General features: G+C 71.6%; 11 protein-coding genes and 3 pseudogenes. 3 read left to right on the top strand and 11 right to left on the bottom strand.

Annotated elements, in window-relative coordinates; genetic code table 11:
* Positions 1 to 36: 36 nt before the first annotated feature.
* From Aau02nite_RS38570 to Aau02nite_RS38530, 9 genes and pseudogenes are all read right to left on the bottom strand, one after another.
* Positions 37 to 366, bottom strand: coding sequence for a cupin domain-containing protein (locus Aau02nite_RS38570; protein ID WP_246595768.1), 330 nt, complete (start codon positions 364 to 366; stop codon positions 37 to 39).
* 11 nt (positions 367 to 377) lie between these two features.
* A complete protein-coding gene (locus Aau02nite_RS38565; protein WP_212993591.1) occupies positions 378 to 1,577 on the bottom strand; it encodes an MFS transporter in 1,200 nt (399 codons plus the stop codon).
* Between the two features lie 23 nt (positions 1,578 to 1,600).
* Positions 1,601 to 2,347, bottom strand: coding sequence for a respiratory nitrate reductase subunit gamma (gene narI / locus Aau02nite_RS38560; RefSeq protein ID WP_212993590.1), 747 nt, complete (start codon positions 2,345 to 2,347; stop codon positions 1,601 to 1,603).
* Positions 2,344 to 2,964, bottom strand: coding sequence for a nitrate reductase molybdenum cofactor assembly chaperone (gene narJ / locus Aau02nite_RS38555; RefSeq protein ID WP_212993589.1), 621 nt, complete (start codon positions 2,962 to 2,964; stop codon positions 2,344 to 2,346). Before narJ ends, narI begins: the two co-directional genes overlap by 4 nt.
* The gene (gene narH / locus Aau02nite_RS38550) at positions 2,961 to 4,625 is read right to left on the bottom strand and encodes a nitrate reductase subunit beta (RefSeq protein ID WP_212993588.1); all 1,665 of its coding nucleotides are present in this window, start codon (positions 4,623 to 4,625) and stop codon (positions 2,961 to 2,963) included. Before narH ends, narJ begins: the two co-directional genes overlap by 4 nt.
* Positions 4,625 to 8,292, bottom strand: a pseudogene (locus Aau02nite_RS38545) (nitrate reductase subunit alpha). Before Aau02nite_RS38545 ends, narH begins: the two are co-directional and overlap by 1 nt.
* Positions 8,293 to 8,374: 82 nt before the next feature.
* Positions 8,375 to 9,103, bottom strand: a complete 729-nt coding sequence (locus Aau02nite_RS38540) for a hypothetical protein (RefSeq protein WP_212993587.1) — start codon at positions 9,101 to 9,103, stop codon at positions 8,375 to 8,377.
* A gap of 13 nt (positions 9,104 to 9,116) precedes the next feature.
* Positions 9,117 to 9,806, bottom strand: a complete 690-nt coding sequence (locus tag Aau02nite_RS38535) for a CBS domain-containing protein (RefSeq protein WP_212993586.1) — start codon at positions 9,804 to 9,806, stop codon at positions 9,117 to 9,119.
* Positions 9,807 to 9,924: 118 nt separating this feature from the next.
* A complete protein-coding gene (locus Aau02nite_RS38530; protein ID WP_212993585.1) occupies positions 9,925 to 10,620 on the bottom strand; it encodes a CBS domain-containing protein in 696 nt (231 codons plus the stop codon).
* A 182-nt stretch (positions 10,621 to 10,802) separates the two neighbouring features.
* Between Aau02nite_RS38530 and Aau02nite_RS38525 the strand changes: the two genes are divergently transcribed.
* The 3 genes and pseudogenes from Aau02nite_RS38525 to Aau02nite_RS47965 all read left to right on the top strand — a co-directional run.
* Entirely contained in the window at positions 10,803 to 11,801 is a 999-nt protein-coding gene (locus Aau02nite_RS38525; RefSeq protein ID WP_212993584.1) for an Acg family FMN-binding oxidoreductase, read from the top strand.
* A gap of 10 nt (positions 11,802 to 11,811) precedes the next feature.
* Positions 11,812 to 12,795: an Acg family FMN-binding oxidoreductase gene (locus Aau02nite_RS38520; protein ID WP_212993583.1), complete on the top strand. Its 984-nt coding sequence runs from the start codon at positions 11,812 to 11,814 to the stop codon at positions 12,793 to 12,795.
* Between the two features lie 289 nt (positions 12,796 to 13,084).
* Positions 13,085 to 13,543 (top strand): annotated as a pseudogene (locus tag Aau02nite_RS47965) (HAD-IC family P-type ATPase); the annotation flags it as partial.
* 105 nt (positions 13,544 to 13,648) lie between these two features.
* On the opposite strand, the pseudogene Aau02nite_RS47960 reads toward Aau02nite_RS47965, so the two are convergent.
* Positions 13,649 to 13,825, bottom strand: a pseudogene (locus Aau02nite_RS47960) (hypothetical protein); the annotation flags it as partial.
* Positions 13,822 to 14,838 carry an Acg family FMN-binding oxidoreductase gene (locus tag Aau02nite_RS38505; RefSeq protein WP_212993582.1) on the bottom strand — a complete coding sequence of 339 codons (1,017 nt, stop codon included), beginning with the start codon at positions 14,836 to 14,838 and terminating at the stop codon, positions 13,822 to 13,824. The gene Aau02nite_RS38505 and the pseudogene Aau02nite_RS47960, both read right to left, overlap by 4 nt.
* Positions 14,839 to 14,963: the final 125 nt, after the last annotated feature.

Genomic DNA, 14,963 nt, shown 5'->3' with positions numbered 1-14,963 from the left:
CAGTGCCGCCCAGCCGTACCTTTCGGGACCTTCGGCCTACCCGAGCTTGGCCACGGTCAGCAGGACGGCGGCGTCCTCGAGCGCGGTCAGGCTGTGCCGCGCGTCCGGAATGACGAGCAGGTCACCGGCCGACCCGTCGGTGGACGTGTCCCCGCTGGCCAGGCGGACCCGGCCGGCCAGGACGTGCAGGGTCGCCTCCCCGGGGTTCTCGTGCTCGTCCAGGGCCGCGCCGGCGCGCAGCGCGATCAGCGTCTGCCGCAGGGTGTGCGTGTGCCCGCCGACGAGGGTCTGGGCGCTGCGCCCGCTGGACGAGTCCCGGGCCGTGGCGAGGTGCTGGGTGGCGAGAGTGGTCAACGACGTTGGCACGATGGTTCTCCTTAGGTGGTGACCGGCCGGCGGACCAGGCCGCTCATCTTGACGGCGGTGTAGACGGCGGCCGCGATCGCGACGTCCGACAGCAGCATGAGCCCGATGGCGTAGGAACTCTCGGCGCCGTACACCCAGCCCATGACCAGGGGTGGGACGAAGCCGCCGAGCCCGCCCGCCGCGCCGACCACGCCGGTGACGCTGCCGACCTTGTCCGCCGGTGCGACCCTGCCGACCAGGGCGAACACGGCGCCGCTGGCCGCGCCGAGCAGGCCGGCCATGGCCAGCAAGGCGATCGTGGCGACCGGGACGAGCGGCGGCTGGAACGCCTGCACGACGGCGAACAGCGCCGTCCCGGAGAAGCACCACACCAGCACGGGCACCGGGTGCAGCCGGTCGGACAACCAGCCGCCCACCGGCCGGGCGATGACGGCCAGGACGACAAAACCGGCGGTACGCAGGGCAGCGTCGTTGGCGGTGAGGCCGTACGCCTCGCGCAGGTACGCCGGCAGGTAGACGCTGAAGGCGACGAACCCGCCGAAGCCGACCGCGTACAGGAAGCACATCTGCCAGGTGACGGCCAGGCGCCCGACGTCCTTGATCCGTCCCCAGGCCGAGCCGGCCGGCCGTTGCCGGTCCGGGGCGTCGCGGATCAGCAGGAAGGCAACCACCGCGTACGCCGCCAGCAGGGCCGCGACGAGCAGGAACGGCGTGTTGTCGCCGTAGGTGTCGGCGAGCTTGACGGTGGTGAAGTTGGAGATCGCGGTGCCGCCCATGCCGACGCCGAAGACGCCGATGGCGAAACCCTTGCGGGCCGGCGGATACCAGCCGGAGACCAGCGGCACGCCGACGGCGAAGGTGGTGCCGCCCAGGCCCAGGAAGAAGCCGGTGACGATCAGTGCCGGGTAGGACGACACCATGGTCAGGGTCAGCACCGGGACGATGGTGGCGATGCTGACGAGCGGGAACATGATCCGGGCGCCGTACCGGTCGGTGAGCGCCCCGACCGGGATCCGCCCGAGCGAGCCGACCAGCACCGGGACCGCGACCAGCAGGGACTGGGCGGCGAAGCTGAGCCCCAGGCGTTCCTTCACACCCGGCCCCAGCGGGCCCAGCAGGGCCCAGGCCCAGAAGTTCACCATGAAGCCGATGGTCGCGAGGATCAGGTTACGGGTGGCGCCCGGTCGCACCGCTCCGGCGGTTGTGGTCATCGTGGTTCCTCGGGTCGGGCCGGTCAGCCGCGGTCGCGGCGGGCGGGCAGCTTCGGCGGGCCTTCCCAGCCGGGCCGGGACGGACGCAGCCCGGGCCGGGTGTCCCGGCTGCGGTAGGGCACGTAGGGACGGGTCAGGTAGCCCACGGGTGCGCTGAAGGCGTGCACCAGGCGGGTGAACGGCCAGAAGGCGAACAGCGCGAACGCGGCGATGATGTGGATCTGGAAGCCGATCGGGACGGCGGCCATGATCCCGGGATCCGGGCTGAGGTAGAACAGCGACCGGAACCAGGGTGAGATGGTCTCCCGGTAGTCGTAGCCGTCGCCGGACACGTTGGCCCGCAGGGTCGACCACAGCCCCAGCACGATCACCGCGGCGAGCACGACGTACATGGCCTTGTCGTTCCTGGTGGTGGCGGCGAAGACCGGCCCGGTGAGCCGGCGCCGGGCGATGAGGATCGCCATGCCGATCAGCGTGCAGAAACCCGCGACGGTGCCGACGAACACGGCCATCAGGTGGTAGGCGTGCTCGGTGATGCCGACGGCCTCGGTCCAGGACTTGGGGATGATCAGACCGCCGACGTGCCCGACGAGGACCATGAGCACCCCGAAGTGGAACATGGGGCTGCCCCAGCGCAGGACGGCGCTCTCGTACAGCTGGGACGAGCGGGTGGTCCAGCCGAACTTGTCGTAGCGGTACCGCCAGATCAGGCCGCCGACGAGCACGGCGATGCACAGGTACGGGAAGACGACCCAGAGCAGCACGTTCATCGCCGGCCTCCGGTGGTGTCGACGAGCCCGAACGGTTCCAGTCCGACCTGTTCGACCGGCGGTCCGGTCTGCGCGAGCCGGACGGCGGCGGCGATGTCGCCGGGCTGGGGTGCCGGCAGCATGGCCCGGACGGCTTCGATGGCGTACCGGTAGACCGACTTCTCGGTGTGCAGCGCCTTGGCCAGCAGGTCGAGGCCGATCCGGTTCTCCCGCAGCAGCCGCCAGCCGTCGTCGTCGAGCGCGGCCAGGTCGAGCACCGCGGGCAGATAGTCCGGCAGTTCGCCACCGACGAGCCGCAGGCCCGCCTGCTTGTACGCCTCGGCGAACAGCACCAGCGCCTCGCCGCGCTTACGGGTGTCGCCGGCGGTGTAGTAGGTCAGGTGCAGGCAGCAGCGGCGGCGGAAGTCGAACAGCTCGACGTAGGTTGCCGCGAGCGCCGCGGGATCGCCGGCCCGGCGGTGCTCGGCCACCACCCGCAACGGCTCGGCGACGGGTGCCGGAAGCTCGTCGAGCGCCGCCACCAGGGTCGGCAGGGCCGACAGGACCTCGTGGTCGGGATAACGCAGCAGCAACGAGGCGGCGCGGGCCGCGACAGGTCGCCAGGCGGATCGGCTCACTGGTCGCCTCCGTCCTTCTTGGGTGGGAAGAGTCCCTCGGGACGGCCCTTGCCGTCCCAGTTGAGCAGGTTGACCCGCTTCTGTTTGTCGTCGGGCGCGGCGACGGAGTCGGCGGTCTGCCGGTCCCGCAGCATGTGGAAGTTCTCGATCGAGATCGGCGCCGGCGTGCCGGAGGACTCCCCGAACGGCCCGGAACCGCCCATGCCCGGCCCGCCCTCGGTGTCCAGGCTGCACTCGGTGGCGAGTTGTTCGAGGTGGTGGGCGTCCTCGGCGTGCGCGGCCGGGATGACGTAGCGCTCCTCGTACTTGGCGATGGCCAGCAGCCGGTACATGTCGTCCATCTCGGTGCCGGTCATGCCGACCGCGGCGGCGAGGGATTCGTCGCGTTCCTCGCCGAGGTTGATCCGGCGCTGGTAGGCCCGCATCGCGGCGAGCCGTTGCAGGACGGCGGTCACCGGGGCGGGGTCACCCGCGGTGAACAGCCCGGCCAGGTAGTCGACCGGGATGCGCAGCGCGTCGACGGCGCCGAAGAGGTTGTCCAGGTCCTCGCCGTCGTGGCCGGTGTCGCGCAGGATGTCGACGACCGGGGACAGCGGCGGGATGTACCAGACCATCGGCATGGTCCGGTACTCCGGGTGCAGCGGCAGGGCGACCTCGTACTTCATGATCAGGTCCCAGATCGGGGAGCGCTGCGCCGCGGTGATCCAGTCGTCCGGGATGTCGGCGGCGCGGGCCGCGGCGATCACCTGCGGGTCGTGCGGGTCGAGGAAGACCGACTTCTGCGCCTCGTAGAGGGCGTGCTCGTCCTTGACCGCGGCGGCTTTGCCGACCGCGTCGGCGTCGTACAGCATCAGGCCGAGGTAGCGCAGCCGGCCGACGCACGTCTCCGAGCAGATGGTCGGCTGGCCGATCTCGATCCGCGGGAAGCAGAACGTGCACTTCTCGGCCTTGCCGGTGCGGTGGTTGAAGTAGATCTTCTTGTACGGGCAGCCGGTCACGCACATCCGCCAGCCCCGGCAGCGGTCCTGGTCGACCAGGACGATGCCGTCCTCGGCGCGCTTGTAGATCGCCCCGGACGGGCAGGACGCCGCGCAGGACGGGTTGAGGCAGTGCTCGCAGATGCGGGGCAGGAAGAACAGGAACGCCTTCTCGTACTCCTGGCGGACCTGCTCCGACATCTGCTGCAGGATCGGGTCGCCGGCGGCGATCTCGTTGCCGCCGGCCAGCGAGTCGTCCCAGTTCGCCGACCAGGTGACCTTGGTGTCCTTCCCGGTCAGCAGCGATTTCGGCCGGGCCACCGGGGTGTCGTCGCCGGCCGGGGCGGTGAGCAGGTGCTCGTAGTCGTAGGTCCAGGGCTCGTAGTAGTCCTGCATGGCGGGCATCTTGGGGTTGGCGAAGATGCTGAACAGCTTCTTGATCCGGCCGCCGGCGCGGGGCTTGAGCCGCCCGGTCCGGGTCCGGGTCCAGCCGCCCTCCCACCGATCCTGGTTCTGGTAGGTACGCGGATAACCCTGCCCGGGGCGGGACTCGACGTTGTTGAACCACACGTACTCCACACCGGAGCGGTTGGTCCACGCCTGTTTGCAGGTGACCGAGCAGGTGTGGCACCCGATGCACTTGTCGAGGTTCATCACCATCGACATCTGGGCCATGACGCGCATCAGTACTGCACCTCCTGGGAGCGACGACGGATGACGGTGACCTCGTCGCGCTGGTTGCCGGTCGGGCCGAGGTAGTTGAACGCGAACGACAGCTGCGCGTAGCCGCCGATGATGTGGCTGGGCTTGATGAGCAGGCGGGTCAGCGAGTTGTGGATACCGCCGCGCCGGCCGTTGGTCTCCGCCTTCGGCACGTCGATGACCCGCTCCGCGGCGTGGTACAGGTAGACGGTGCCCTCGGGCATCTTGTGGGTGACCACGGCGCGGCAGACCACGACGCCGTTGCGGTTGACCGCCTCGATCCACTCGTTGTCCGTGACGCCGATCTTGGCGGCGTCCTTCTCGCTCATCCACATCGTCGGGCCGCCGCGGGAGAGCGTCAGCATGATCAGGTTGTCCTGGTACTCGGAGTGGATGGACCACTTCGAGTGCGGCGTCAGGTAGCGCACCGTCAGTTCCAGTTCCCCCTTGGCCCCCAGGCGCGGCTCGCCGAAGAGCTTGTGCATGTCCAGCGGGGGCCGGAAGATCGGCAACTCCTCACCGAGCTCGGCGATCCAGTCGTGGTCGAGGTAGAAGTGCTGCCGTCCGGTGAGAGTGTGCCAGGGCTTGAGGCGCTCGGTGTTGATGGTGAACGGCGAGTACCGGCGCCCGCCGTGCTCGCTGCCGGACCACTCCGGACTGGTGATCACCGGGACGGGCCGGGACTGGCAGTCGGAGAACCGGATCTGCTTGCCCTCGTGCTCGGCGGCCAGATCGGCCAGCCGTTGGCCGGTGCGCCGTTCCAGGAACTGGAAGCCCTCGGTGGCCACCCGGCCGTTGGTGGTGCCGGACAGCGCCAGGATGGCCTCGCAGGCCCGGATGTCGGTGTCCAGCCGGGGGCGGCCGTCGGCGACGCCACCGCGGACGGTGCCGTTGATTTTGCCCAGAAACGCGATCTCCGGTTGACGTCGACGGTGACCGCCTTCGTGGTGGTCCCGAGCCGGTCGAGCAGCGGGCCCAGGGCGCCCATCTTCGCGCTGATCGCGCCGTAGTCGCGTTCCACCACGATGAACTTTCCCATGGTGCGGCCCGGCACGGCCGGGACCTCGCCGGTCTTCCAGTCCCGCACGACTCCACCGGGGGTGGCCATCGCGTCCGGGGTGTCGTGCAGCAGCGGCGCGGCGACCAGGTCCTGGCGCACACCCAGGCGCGGGCCGGCCAGGTCGGAGAAGACCTTGGCGATGCCGTGGAACGCGTCGAAGTCGGTGCGGGTCTGCCACGGCGGGTTGATCGCCGGGGTGAACGCGTGGATGAACGGGTGCATGTCCGTGGTGTTGAGGTCGTGCTTCTCGTACCACGTCGCCGCGGGCAGGACCACGTCGGAGAACAGCGTCGTGGAGGTCATCCGGAAGTCCAGCGACAGCAGCAGGTCCAGCTTGCCCTCGGGCGCCTCGTCGTGCCAGACGACGTCCTGCGGGCGCTTCTCCGGCGGTGCCTCCTCGGCGCGCAGGGACGCGTCGGTGCCGAGCAGATGCCGCAGGAAGTACTCGTTGCCCTTCGCCGACGAGCCCAGCAGGTTGGCCCGCCACACCGTGAGCACCCGCGGCCAGTTCTCCGGTGCGTCCGGGTCCGTGCAGGCGAAGCCGAGCCGGCCGTCGACCAGTTCCTGCGCCACATGCGCAGCCGGGTTGTCCGGTGCCGCCGCGAGGGCCTCGTCGGCTACGTCGAGGGGGTTGCGGTCGAAGGTCGGCATCGACGGCATCCACCCCAGCCGGGCCGACTTGGCCAGCAGGTCGGCGGTGTGCTTGCCGGCGAACTCCCCCTTGGCCAGCGGCGAGGTCAGCACGTCGGCGCCGTACTGGTCGTAGCGCCACTGGTCGGTGTGCAGGTACCAGAACGCGGTGCCGATCATCTGCCGCGGCGGCCGGGCCCAGTCCAGCCCGAACGCCAGGTGCGACCAGCCGGTCACCGGCCGGCACTTCTCCTGTCCGACGTAGTGCGCCCAGCCGCCGCCGTTGACCCCCTGGCAGCCGGTCAGCGTGGTCAGGGTGAGCATCGCACGGTAGGTGGTGTCGGAGTGGAACCAGTGGTTGGTCCCCGCACCCATCAGGATCATCGACCGGCCGCCGGAGCGTTCGGCGTTGTCGGCGAACTCGCGGCCGATCCGGGCCACGGCCGCGGCGGGTACGCCGGTGATCGGCTCCTGCCACGCCGGGGTGTACGGCACGTCGACGTCGTCGTAGCCGCTCGGCCAGGTGCCGGGCAGGCCGGGCCGGGCGACGCCGTACTGCGCCAGCATCAGGTCGAAGACCGTGGTCACCAGCTTGCCGCCGACGCGGGCGGTGGGTACACCGCGGCGCATCAGCTCCGGGGTGTCGTTGTCGAAGCGCGGCAGCGCGATCTCGGCGCCCTCGCCACCGGCGCAGCTGAGCCGGGGCACGATGTCGCCGAGATCGAGGTTCCACCGGCCCACGCCGGCCTCGCTGAACCGGTCCCCCAGCGATCCGCCGGGCACCACGGGCGCGTCGGTGGCCGAGTCCCACAACACGGGCCGGAAGGCCGCCTCGGCGCCGGTCTCCCCCAGGTCGGCGGCCGTGACGAACTTGCCCGGCCGGTAGCCGCCGCCGTCGACCGGCTCCAGCGCGACCAGGTAGGGCAGGTCGGTGTAGCGCGAGACGTAGTCGGCGAAGCGCGGCGTGACCTTGTCGACGAAGAACTCCTTGAGGACGACGTGACCCATCGCCATCGCCAGGGCGCCGTCGGTGCCGGGCTGGGCGGGCAGCCACTCGTCGGCGAACTTCACGTTGTCGGCGTAGTCGGGCGACACCACGACGACCTTCTGGCCGCGGTAGCGGGCCTCGGCCATCCAGTGCGCGTCCGGGGTCCGGGTCACCGGGACGTTGGAGCCCCACATCACCAGGTACGAGGCGTCCCACCAGTCCCCCGACTCCGGCACGTCGGTCTGGTCGCCGAACATCTGCGGCGAGGCGACCGGCAGGTCGGCGTACCAGTCGTAGAACGACAGCATCGAGCCGCCGATCAGCGACAGGAAGCGGGCGCCGGTCGCGTGCGACACCATCGACATCGCGGGGATCGGCGAGAAGCCGGCCACCCGGTCCGGGCCGTACGCCCCGATCGTGTGCACGTGCGCGGCGGCGACGATCTCCTGTGCCTCGTCCCAGGACACCCGGACGAGGCCACCTTTGCCGCGGGCCCGCTGGTAACGGCGCCGGCGTACCGGATCGGCCTGGATGTCGGCCCACGCCGCGACCGGGTCACCGCCGAGGCGGGCCTTGGCCTCCCGGTACATCTCGATCAGCACGCCGCGGGCGTACGGATACCGCACCCGGGTCGGCGAGTACGTGTACCACGAGAACGCGGCGCCGCGGGGACAGCCGCGCGGCTCGTACTCGGGCCGGTCGGCGCCGACGCTGGGATAGTCGGTCTGCTGCTGCTCCCAGGTGATGATGCCGTCCTTGACGTACACCTTCCAGGAGCACGAGCCGGTGCAGTTCACCCCGTGGGTCGAGCGCACCACCTTGTCGTACGACCACCGGTCCCGGTAGAAGCTGTCCGCCTCCCGGCCGCCGATCTGGTGCAGCGTACGGCCGTCCGCGGAGACCTCCGCCCGCCGCACCAACCCGCCGACCGCCAGTAACGCCCGTCCCGCGCGTTCGGTCGCGCCCGCCATGTGCCCCTCGCTCCCCTAGCCGGTGAATCTCCTGACCACGTTGGTGCCACCTGCGTGTTCATGCACCCGAAACACGCGAACGTCACCACTGAACCCCGATCTCGCCGGGTACACAGGGGCCGAAAGTCCTCATTCGGACAGACCATGGACCGCCCCGCGGGCAGTAGCCGATGTCGCGGCGGCGCAGGCCGGCGAAACCACCGGCGACGTCGTCCAGCGGAACTTGCGGGGTGTGCGTGAACGTGAGGCCCGGCCGAACCGGTCGGGCACGGCGGCCAGCAGACCAGGGATCTTGAGCGCCGTCGCCGACGGTCAGGACGTGTGCCAGTCCCAGGCCGACGCCGCCCGCGGCCATCACCGACGCCCTGCCGCCGAGGGACACCGTCCGGGTCGGCCGGGACGGCGCCCGGTATGCCGGCCGCCACCTGGAGCGGCCTCGCAGGCTCAAGTCGAGCGCCGTCCCCGGGTGCACGACAGTGTCGGTCTCGACCAGCCGGCTGCCCGCCTGCACGTCCGCGGTGACGGCGACGACGGCGGCGGCGGCGGCGCCGGACATCCACATGCCGTCCAGGGCTGCCGCGAGAATTTCGAGCAACGACGCGGCGATCCGCGCTCCGGGGCCGGTGCGGACGCGGCCGGCGAACACCGCGACGTCGAGGGGGCCACGCTCCTCCGCGAAGAGGCGTCGGCCCGCGTACTCCGTCCGGCGGCGCCGCCGCCCGTCCTCCAGACCACCGTAAGCGGGAACGCCGCGGTGGCCTGAAGCAGCCGTCGGTGAACGGCGGCGTCCGGCGTCGGGGCCACCGCCCACGGTCGCGGCTCGGTCAGGCGATGCCGTACGCCATGCCCGTGCCGATGATGTTGCTGTCGTCGTAGTCGTACTCGAGCTCGTCGACGACGTCGACCACCCCGGCGACCTGGCGGGCCGACCGGCCGGCGATGTCGGTCGTCGACCACCGGTCGACCCTGCCGGTGAAGGTGACCACACCGTCCTCGACCGTGACCTGCACCCTCCCGGCATCGTCGATCATGAAGGGACGCACCACGTCCGACTGCACGTCGGCGAGAATGTCGTCGTCGGGACGCAGGTGCACCTTGAGCAGGTCCCCGCGCGAGACGATGCCGACCAGCCGGCCCAGATCGTCGACGACCGGGAGCCGCTTGACCCCTTCACCGTCCATGACCCGCGCCGCGGCCGTGATGGAGGTGCTGACCGGCACTGTCACGGGTGGCGTGCTCATCAGGTCGGCCGCGGTGCGGGCGGACGCCTTGACGCGCTCGCCGCGACGGCGCCGCCCGTCGAACAGGCGTGGCTCCTCCGCACCGGCGTACTCGATCTTGCGGAGCAGGTCCGCCTCGGAGACCACACCGGTCACCCGCTGGAACTCGTCGACGACGGGTACCGCGCTGAACCGGTTGCTCACCAGCAGGTCGACCACGCCGCGGTACGGGGTCTCCGGCGAAACGGTGACCACCGCTGTGGTCATGACGTCGTTCACTTTCCAGGCCCTCATCACGCCCTCCTCGTCTGTCACCTCGACGCTAGAAGGGGCCGGTCGGCGCGGTCAGGGCCGACCGGCCCCTCCTGCCGGGACCACGGCCCGAGCCGTGCGGGCCGAGCCGGCCGGAGCGCTACGCGACGCCGAACGGCGTGCCGCGCTCCGAACCGTTGACCATGCTGTCGTCGATGTCGAACGTCAGCCCGTCCGCCACGTCGACGACGCCCGGCACGCGCCGGGTGATCCCGGCGATCCGTTCGGCCGCCGACCGGAAATGCACCGTTCCGGACAGCGTGACGACACCGTCGGCGCAGGTGACCCGCACGGGTGGGCCGTTCGTCACCGAGGCGTCGGGCAGCGCCTCGGACATGATGTCCCGGCAGATCTCGGAGTCGGAACGGCGGTGCACCTTGAGCAGGTCGCTGCGGGTGACGATGCCGATCAGATGCCCTTGATGATCCACGATCGGGAGCCGCTTGACATGCTCGCGCTGCATGCGGCGGGCCGCCGCGGCCAGCGAGAGCGACGCCTCCGCCGCGATGACCGGTGCGGTCATCACCTCGGCCGCGGTGCGGCCGCCGGCCTTGGCCCGGTCACCACGGCGGCGCCACGCATCGAAGATCCGGGGGCTCGCCCCGCCGGCGGCCTCCACCTTGTGCAGCAGGTCGGCTTCCGACACGACACCGATCACCCGGTCGTGCCGGTCGACGACCGGCACCGCGCTGACCCGCCGGCCGATGAGCAGATCCACCAGCTCCCGGTACGGGGTGTCCTCCCTGACCGAGACCACGTCGCGGGTCATGACGTCATCCACACGCCACAGTTTCATGGCCGCACCTCCTCCAGCTCAGCTCCGACGCTAGGAGCGTTCCGCCCGACGGACCAGGGTCGGTCGGCCCGTTCCTCGGGGCCTGGCGGGAGGGCCCGGCCGACGGATGCAAACAGGTCCTTCGGCCCTGCTGGGAACCGGCCGAGGACCGGCACAGTGGGCGAACAGAGGAGGTGTCCGCCATGACCGCACAGTCCGGCCGATCGCAACGGTCCCGTCCAGCCGCCGCTCTCGAGGTGGCGGCGCGCGTCGCCGTACACGCGCCGTCGGTCTTCAACACCCAGCCGTGGCGCTGGCAGATCAGCGGCGAAACCCTGGAGCTGTACGCCGACCGGACCCGCGCCCTGAAGGCGACCGACCCCGACGGCCGGCTGCTCCTGCTCAGCTGCGGCACCGCCCTGCACCACGCCCGGGTCGCGCTGCGGGCCGCCGGCTGGGACGTGCACGTCGAGCGCCTGCCCGAGCACGGCGCCACCGACCTGCTGGCGCGCATCACCATCACCGGCACCGCGTACGCCGACCGGCACGCGGAACGCGCGGCCGCGGCGATCACGACGCGGCGCACCGACCGGCGGGCGTTCAGCGACCGCACCGTGCCCCAGGAGCTGCTGCTCCGGCTGCGGGAAGCCGTGGAAGCGGAAGGGGCCTACCTGCACGTCGTACGCCATGATCAGATGCCGATGCTGGCCACCTCGACCGCTCGGGCCGCCGACGCCGAGAGCAACGATCCGGCCTACCTTGCGGAACTCGAGCACTGGACGAACCGCCCGGCGGACAGCAATGACGGCGTGCCGGCCGCCACGGCGGTGCAGCGGGCACCGCGCCGGGTGCCGGTCCGCGACTACGTTCCCGGCGCCACCGCCGGGCTGGATCCGGGTGACGACTTCGACCTGGGTGCGTCGTACGTGGTGCTGTTCGGGCTCACCGACGAGCCCGGGGCGCTGCTGCGCGGTGGTGAGGCACTGTCCGCCCTGCTGCTGACCGCCACCGCGGAAGGGCTCGCCACGGCGCCGATGAGTGACACCATCGAGGTGCAGTGGCCACGCCACCTGTTGAAAGGCCTGTTGAGCGGGATCGGGGAGCCGTACCTGACCGTCCGGCTCGGTTACAACGATGCCGCGCCGGAGCTGCCGACCGCTCCTCGCCGCAACGCCGCCGACGTCATCCACATCAGCGAATAGGTAGACCACCGTGACCAAGCCCGCCTACGACGATGCGCACCTGAGGATCGCCGCCGCGGCCGCGGTGCGAGCGCCGTCGATGCACAACAGTCAGCCGTGGCGAGTGCGGTTGCGCGATGGGGCCATCGAGGTGCTCGTGGACCGCTCGCGGCAGCTCGCCGTGGCGGACAGTGCCGGCTGGGCTCTGCGCATCGCTTGCGGCGCCGCGACGTACAACGCGCGTCTGGCGCTTGCGGTCCAAGGTGTGCCCGCCGAGGTCACGCTGCTGCCCGACGGCGCGGGGGCGGACGTGATCGCCCGGCTGGCGAGGGGAACTCCCCGGCCGCCGACCTACCCCGAACAGGCCCTGGCCGCGACGATCCCGCGTCGCCACAGCAACCGCCAGCCGTTCTGGCCCGATGCGGTTCCGTCTCAGGCGCGCGTCGAGTTGATCGAGGCGGCGCGGGCCGAAGGGGCCTGGCTCGACCTGCTTGTCGGCATGGTTCCTCTCGCCGTCTTCGCCGAGATAGCGCAGAGCGCTGACCGCGTCCTGCGCCGTGATCCCTCGTACCAGTCCGAGCTGGCGGCATGGACGCACACCGACGGCGCCCGCGACGGCGTGCCGGTGACGGCCGGAGCCCCCGCTGCCGAGCCTCAGGATCTGCTCCCGCAGCGTGCCTTCGGGGAGCACCGCCGGGCGCGGGGACGCGACTTCGAGCCCGAGCCGCTCGTCGGGATCCTCGGCACCGTGGGTGACCTCCCGGTGGACCAGGTCATCGCCGGCCAGGCACTGCAACGGGTCCTGCTGACGGTCGTGGACCAGGGTCTTACGTGCTCGATGATCTCCCAACCGGTCGAGGTGCCGGCGGCGCGCGACCAGCTGCGCAAGTCCCTGCGGCGCTCGGGGGCTCCGCAGATGGCTCTGCGGATCGGCTACGGCCACGGGGGGCGGCCCGGTCCCCGCCGTGATCTCGAGGACATCCTGGCGGCTGACGACGATCAGACCGGTCGGTGACGGAGGTGTCCGTCATGCGGCTCGGTGTCAGAGCTGTCGTGGCCGCTCTGCCCAGGAACAGGTGAGCCGCCGGACCGGCGCCGCGACACCCAGCGGGCGAACTCGTCGGCACCCCAGACCAGCATCGGGAACGGGGCGATGACCGCCAGATGTGACCAGCCGAGAGCCGCCGTGCCGAACACCTCCTGCAGCCGCTGGCCGTACTGCTCGCCGTCGCCGCTGTGCTGGCGTGGGTGGGCGGCACCACGGCGCTGGCGGCGCCGCCCGGGCCGTGGTGACCCGGACCGGCATGCACACCGGACTGGGCCGCACCGCCGCCCTGTCGCAGCGGGGCCGCGCCCAGTGTAGCCCGCTGGAGATCCAGGTCCGCCGGGCCACGTGGCTCATCGCCGTGGTCGCCGTGGTCGCCGGAGTGGCGTTCCTGCCGGTCGGGATCGGCGCCGGGCTCAGCTGGAGCTCGGCGATCAGCTTCTCCATCGGCCTGATCGTCGCCAACGTCCCCGAGGGTCTGCTGCCCATCATCACGCTGGCGCTGGCGCTGGCGGTCGGCGTCCGCGAGCTCGCCCGTAAGGGCGCTGTCGTCAAACGGCTGTCGGCGGTGGAGACCCTCGGGTGGACCACCGTCATCTGCACCGACAAGACCGGCACGCTGACCGGTAACCGGATGCACGTGACCCGGCTGTGGCTCGGCGGTGCCGATGTCGCCGCCGAGACGATGGCCGGCGACCCGCACGGCCGGGCGCTCGCAACGGCCGCGGCGACCTGCACGACCGCTGACCCCGGAGGCGGCGGGGGTGAACTGGGACAGCAGCTCACGGGGCCAGCGGCGCCCGGTACGCCGCGACAGCTGGTTCGGGACGTACGCCGTCAGGCGGTGCGCAGCTTCGCGGGAGTTCAGGCCGGCCGGGTTGGTCCGCAGATCGCGGAACAACGCGGCCAGCGGCTCGCGTGCGTCCGGGTCGCCCACGACGCCGTCCGGGCGCTCCAGCAACGGCGCCGGCTGCGCGGCCACGAGCGCCGGGCGGCTCATGGCGTCTCTCCCTCCTCCGCCACGAGCACCTCGGTGAGCGGGCGCCGCGGAGTGGCCGCCGCCGGGCGGCCGTAGCCGACGCGCAGGATTATCTGAGCCCAGGAGCCGGTACGGGAGTCCGTCAGCAACCGGCGGACCGCCGGGATCTCGACCGGCTGGCTGATCGGCGTGGTGGCCAGGTTCAGCCAGGTCGCGGTGAGCAGGACCCGCTGCAGGGCCTGGCCGGCGTTCACCCAGTGCGCCCGGGTGTCGCCGGCGGTGGACAGCACCATGATGGTCGGGTACGGCTCGAACTGCGCGGTCGCCCGCTCACGGTGGGGTTGCAGGAGCCCGAAGTCGCGGATGGGCAGGATCTCCATGGCGTCCCACGGCCCGATCGCCGTCGACGGCACGCCGTCGCGCCGGCCCCGGTGCGGGCTGGTCCACCGGGCGAGCTCGGCGCGGTACCGGCCTTTCGCCCGCAGCGCCCGGTCGGCCTCCTGGGACAGACTCAGGATCGCGTTGCGGCTGACCGCGTTGGCGACGGTGAGCGACGCACCTTCGCGCCGGGCGGCGTCCACCAGGCGTTCGACCGCGTCGGCCGGCACGACGGACCGGGCGAACGGCCACCGGTTCGTGTGCCGGTGCGGGATGGCGGCGACCAGGGCCTCGGCGGCCGGCGTGGGTGCCAGCGGCCGTCGCACGCTGACCCTGGCGACGAGGTCCGGATCGGCCGCGTCCGGGAGGAGGGTCGTGTGGCTGAGATACCCGGCCCCGCGGATGGCGAGCCGCAGGGTGAACAGGGCGGCGCCGACGCTGATCAGCAGCTCACGGCCGGCCGGGTCGAGGACGTCGAGCCGGCGGCGAGGGTCGGCGTAGACGTCGACCTCGCGCGGACCGATGCGGAAACGCCATGGCTGGCTGTTGTGCAGCGAGGGTGCTGCCGTGGCCGCTCGGACGCAAGCGGTCAGGTCCGGGCCGGTCGCGTCGCGCTGCGCTCGCTGTTGGGCTGTCTGCGTGCCGATGTTGTTCATTGCCGGCCTCCTGAGCTGTCGTCTCCGCCCATCACAGCCCGGCCGGGGCCCGTACGGACAGGGCCGATGGTCCCGGGGAGGGCTTTACCACTCACACCCCGGGCCAGGGCTGATCGAGTGACCAA

Origin of the sequence: Actinoplanes auranticolor (assembly GCF_018332655.1) — a bacterium.
GTDB classification, from domain to species: Bacteria; Actinomycetota; Actinomycetes; order Mycobacteriales; family Micromonosporaceae; genus Actinoplanes; species Actinoplanes auranticolor.
Note: the sequence above shows the minus strand (reverse complement) of the source record. Positions and strands in the feature narration are given on the sequence as shown.

What these genes read in the sequence shown, in the direction of transcription:
- Aau02nite_RS38565 (WP_212993591.1), bottom strand. Translation starts at nt 1,577, where the DNA reads ATGACCACAACCGCCGGAGCGGTGCGACCGGGCGCCACCCGTAACCTG.
- narI (WP_212993590.1), bottom strand. Translation starts at nt 2,347, where the DNA reads ATGAACGTGCTGCTCTGGGTCGTCTTCCCGTACCTGTGCATCGCCGTG.
- narH (WP_212993588.1), bottom strand. Translation starts at nt 4,625, where the DNA reads ATGCGCGTCATGGCCCAGATGTCGATGGTGATGAACCTCGACAAGTGC.
- Aau02nite_RS38535 (WP_212993586.1), bottom strand. Translation starts at nt 9,806, where the DNA reads ATGAGGGCCTGGAAAGTGAACGACGTCATGACCACAGCGGTGGTCACC.
- Aau02nite_RS38530 (WP_212993585.1), bottom strand. Translation starts at nt 10,620, where the DNA reads ATGAAACTGTGGCGTGTGGATGACGTCATGACCCGCGACGTGGTCTCG.
- Aau02nite_RS38525 (WP_212993584.1), top strand. Translation starts at nt 10,803, where the DNA reads ATGACCGCACAGTCCGGCCGATCGCAACGGTCCCGTCCAGCCGCCGCT.
- Aau02nite_RS38505 (WP_212993582.1), bottom strand. Translation starts at nt 14,838, where the DNA reads ATGAACAACATCGGCACGCAGACAGCCCAACAGCGAGCGCAGCGCGAC.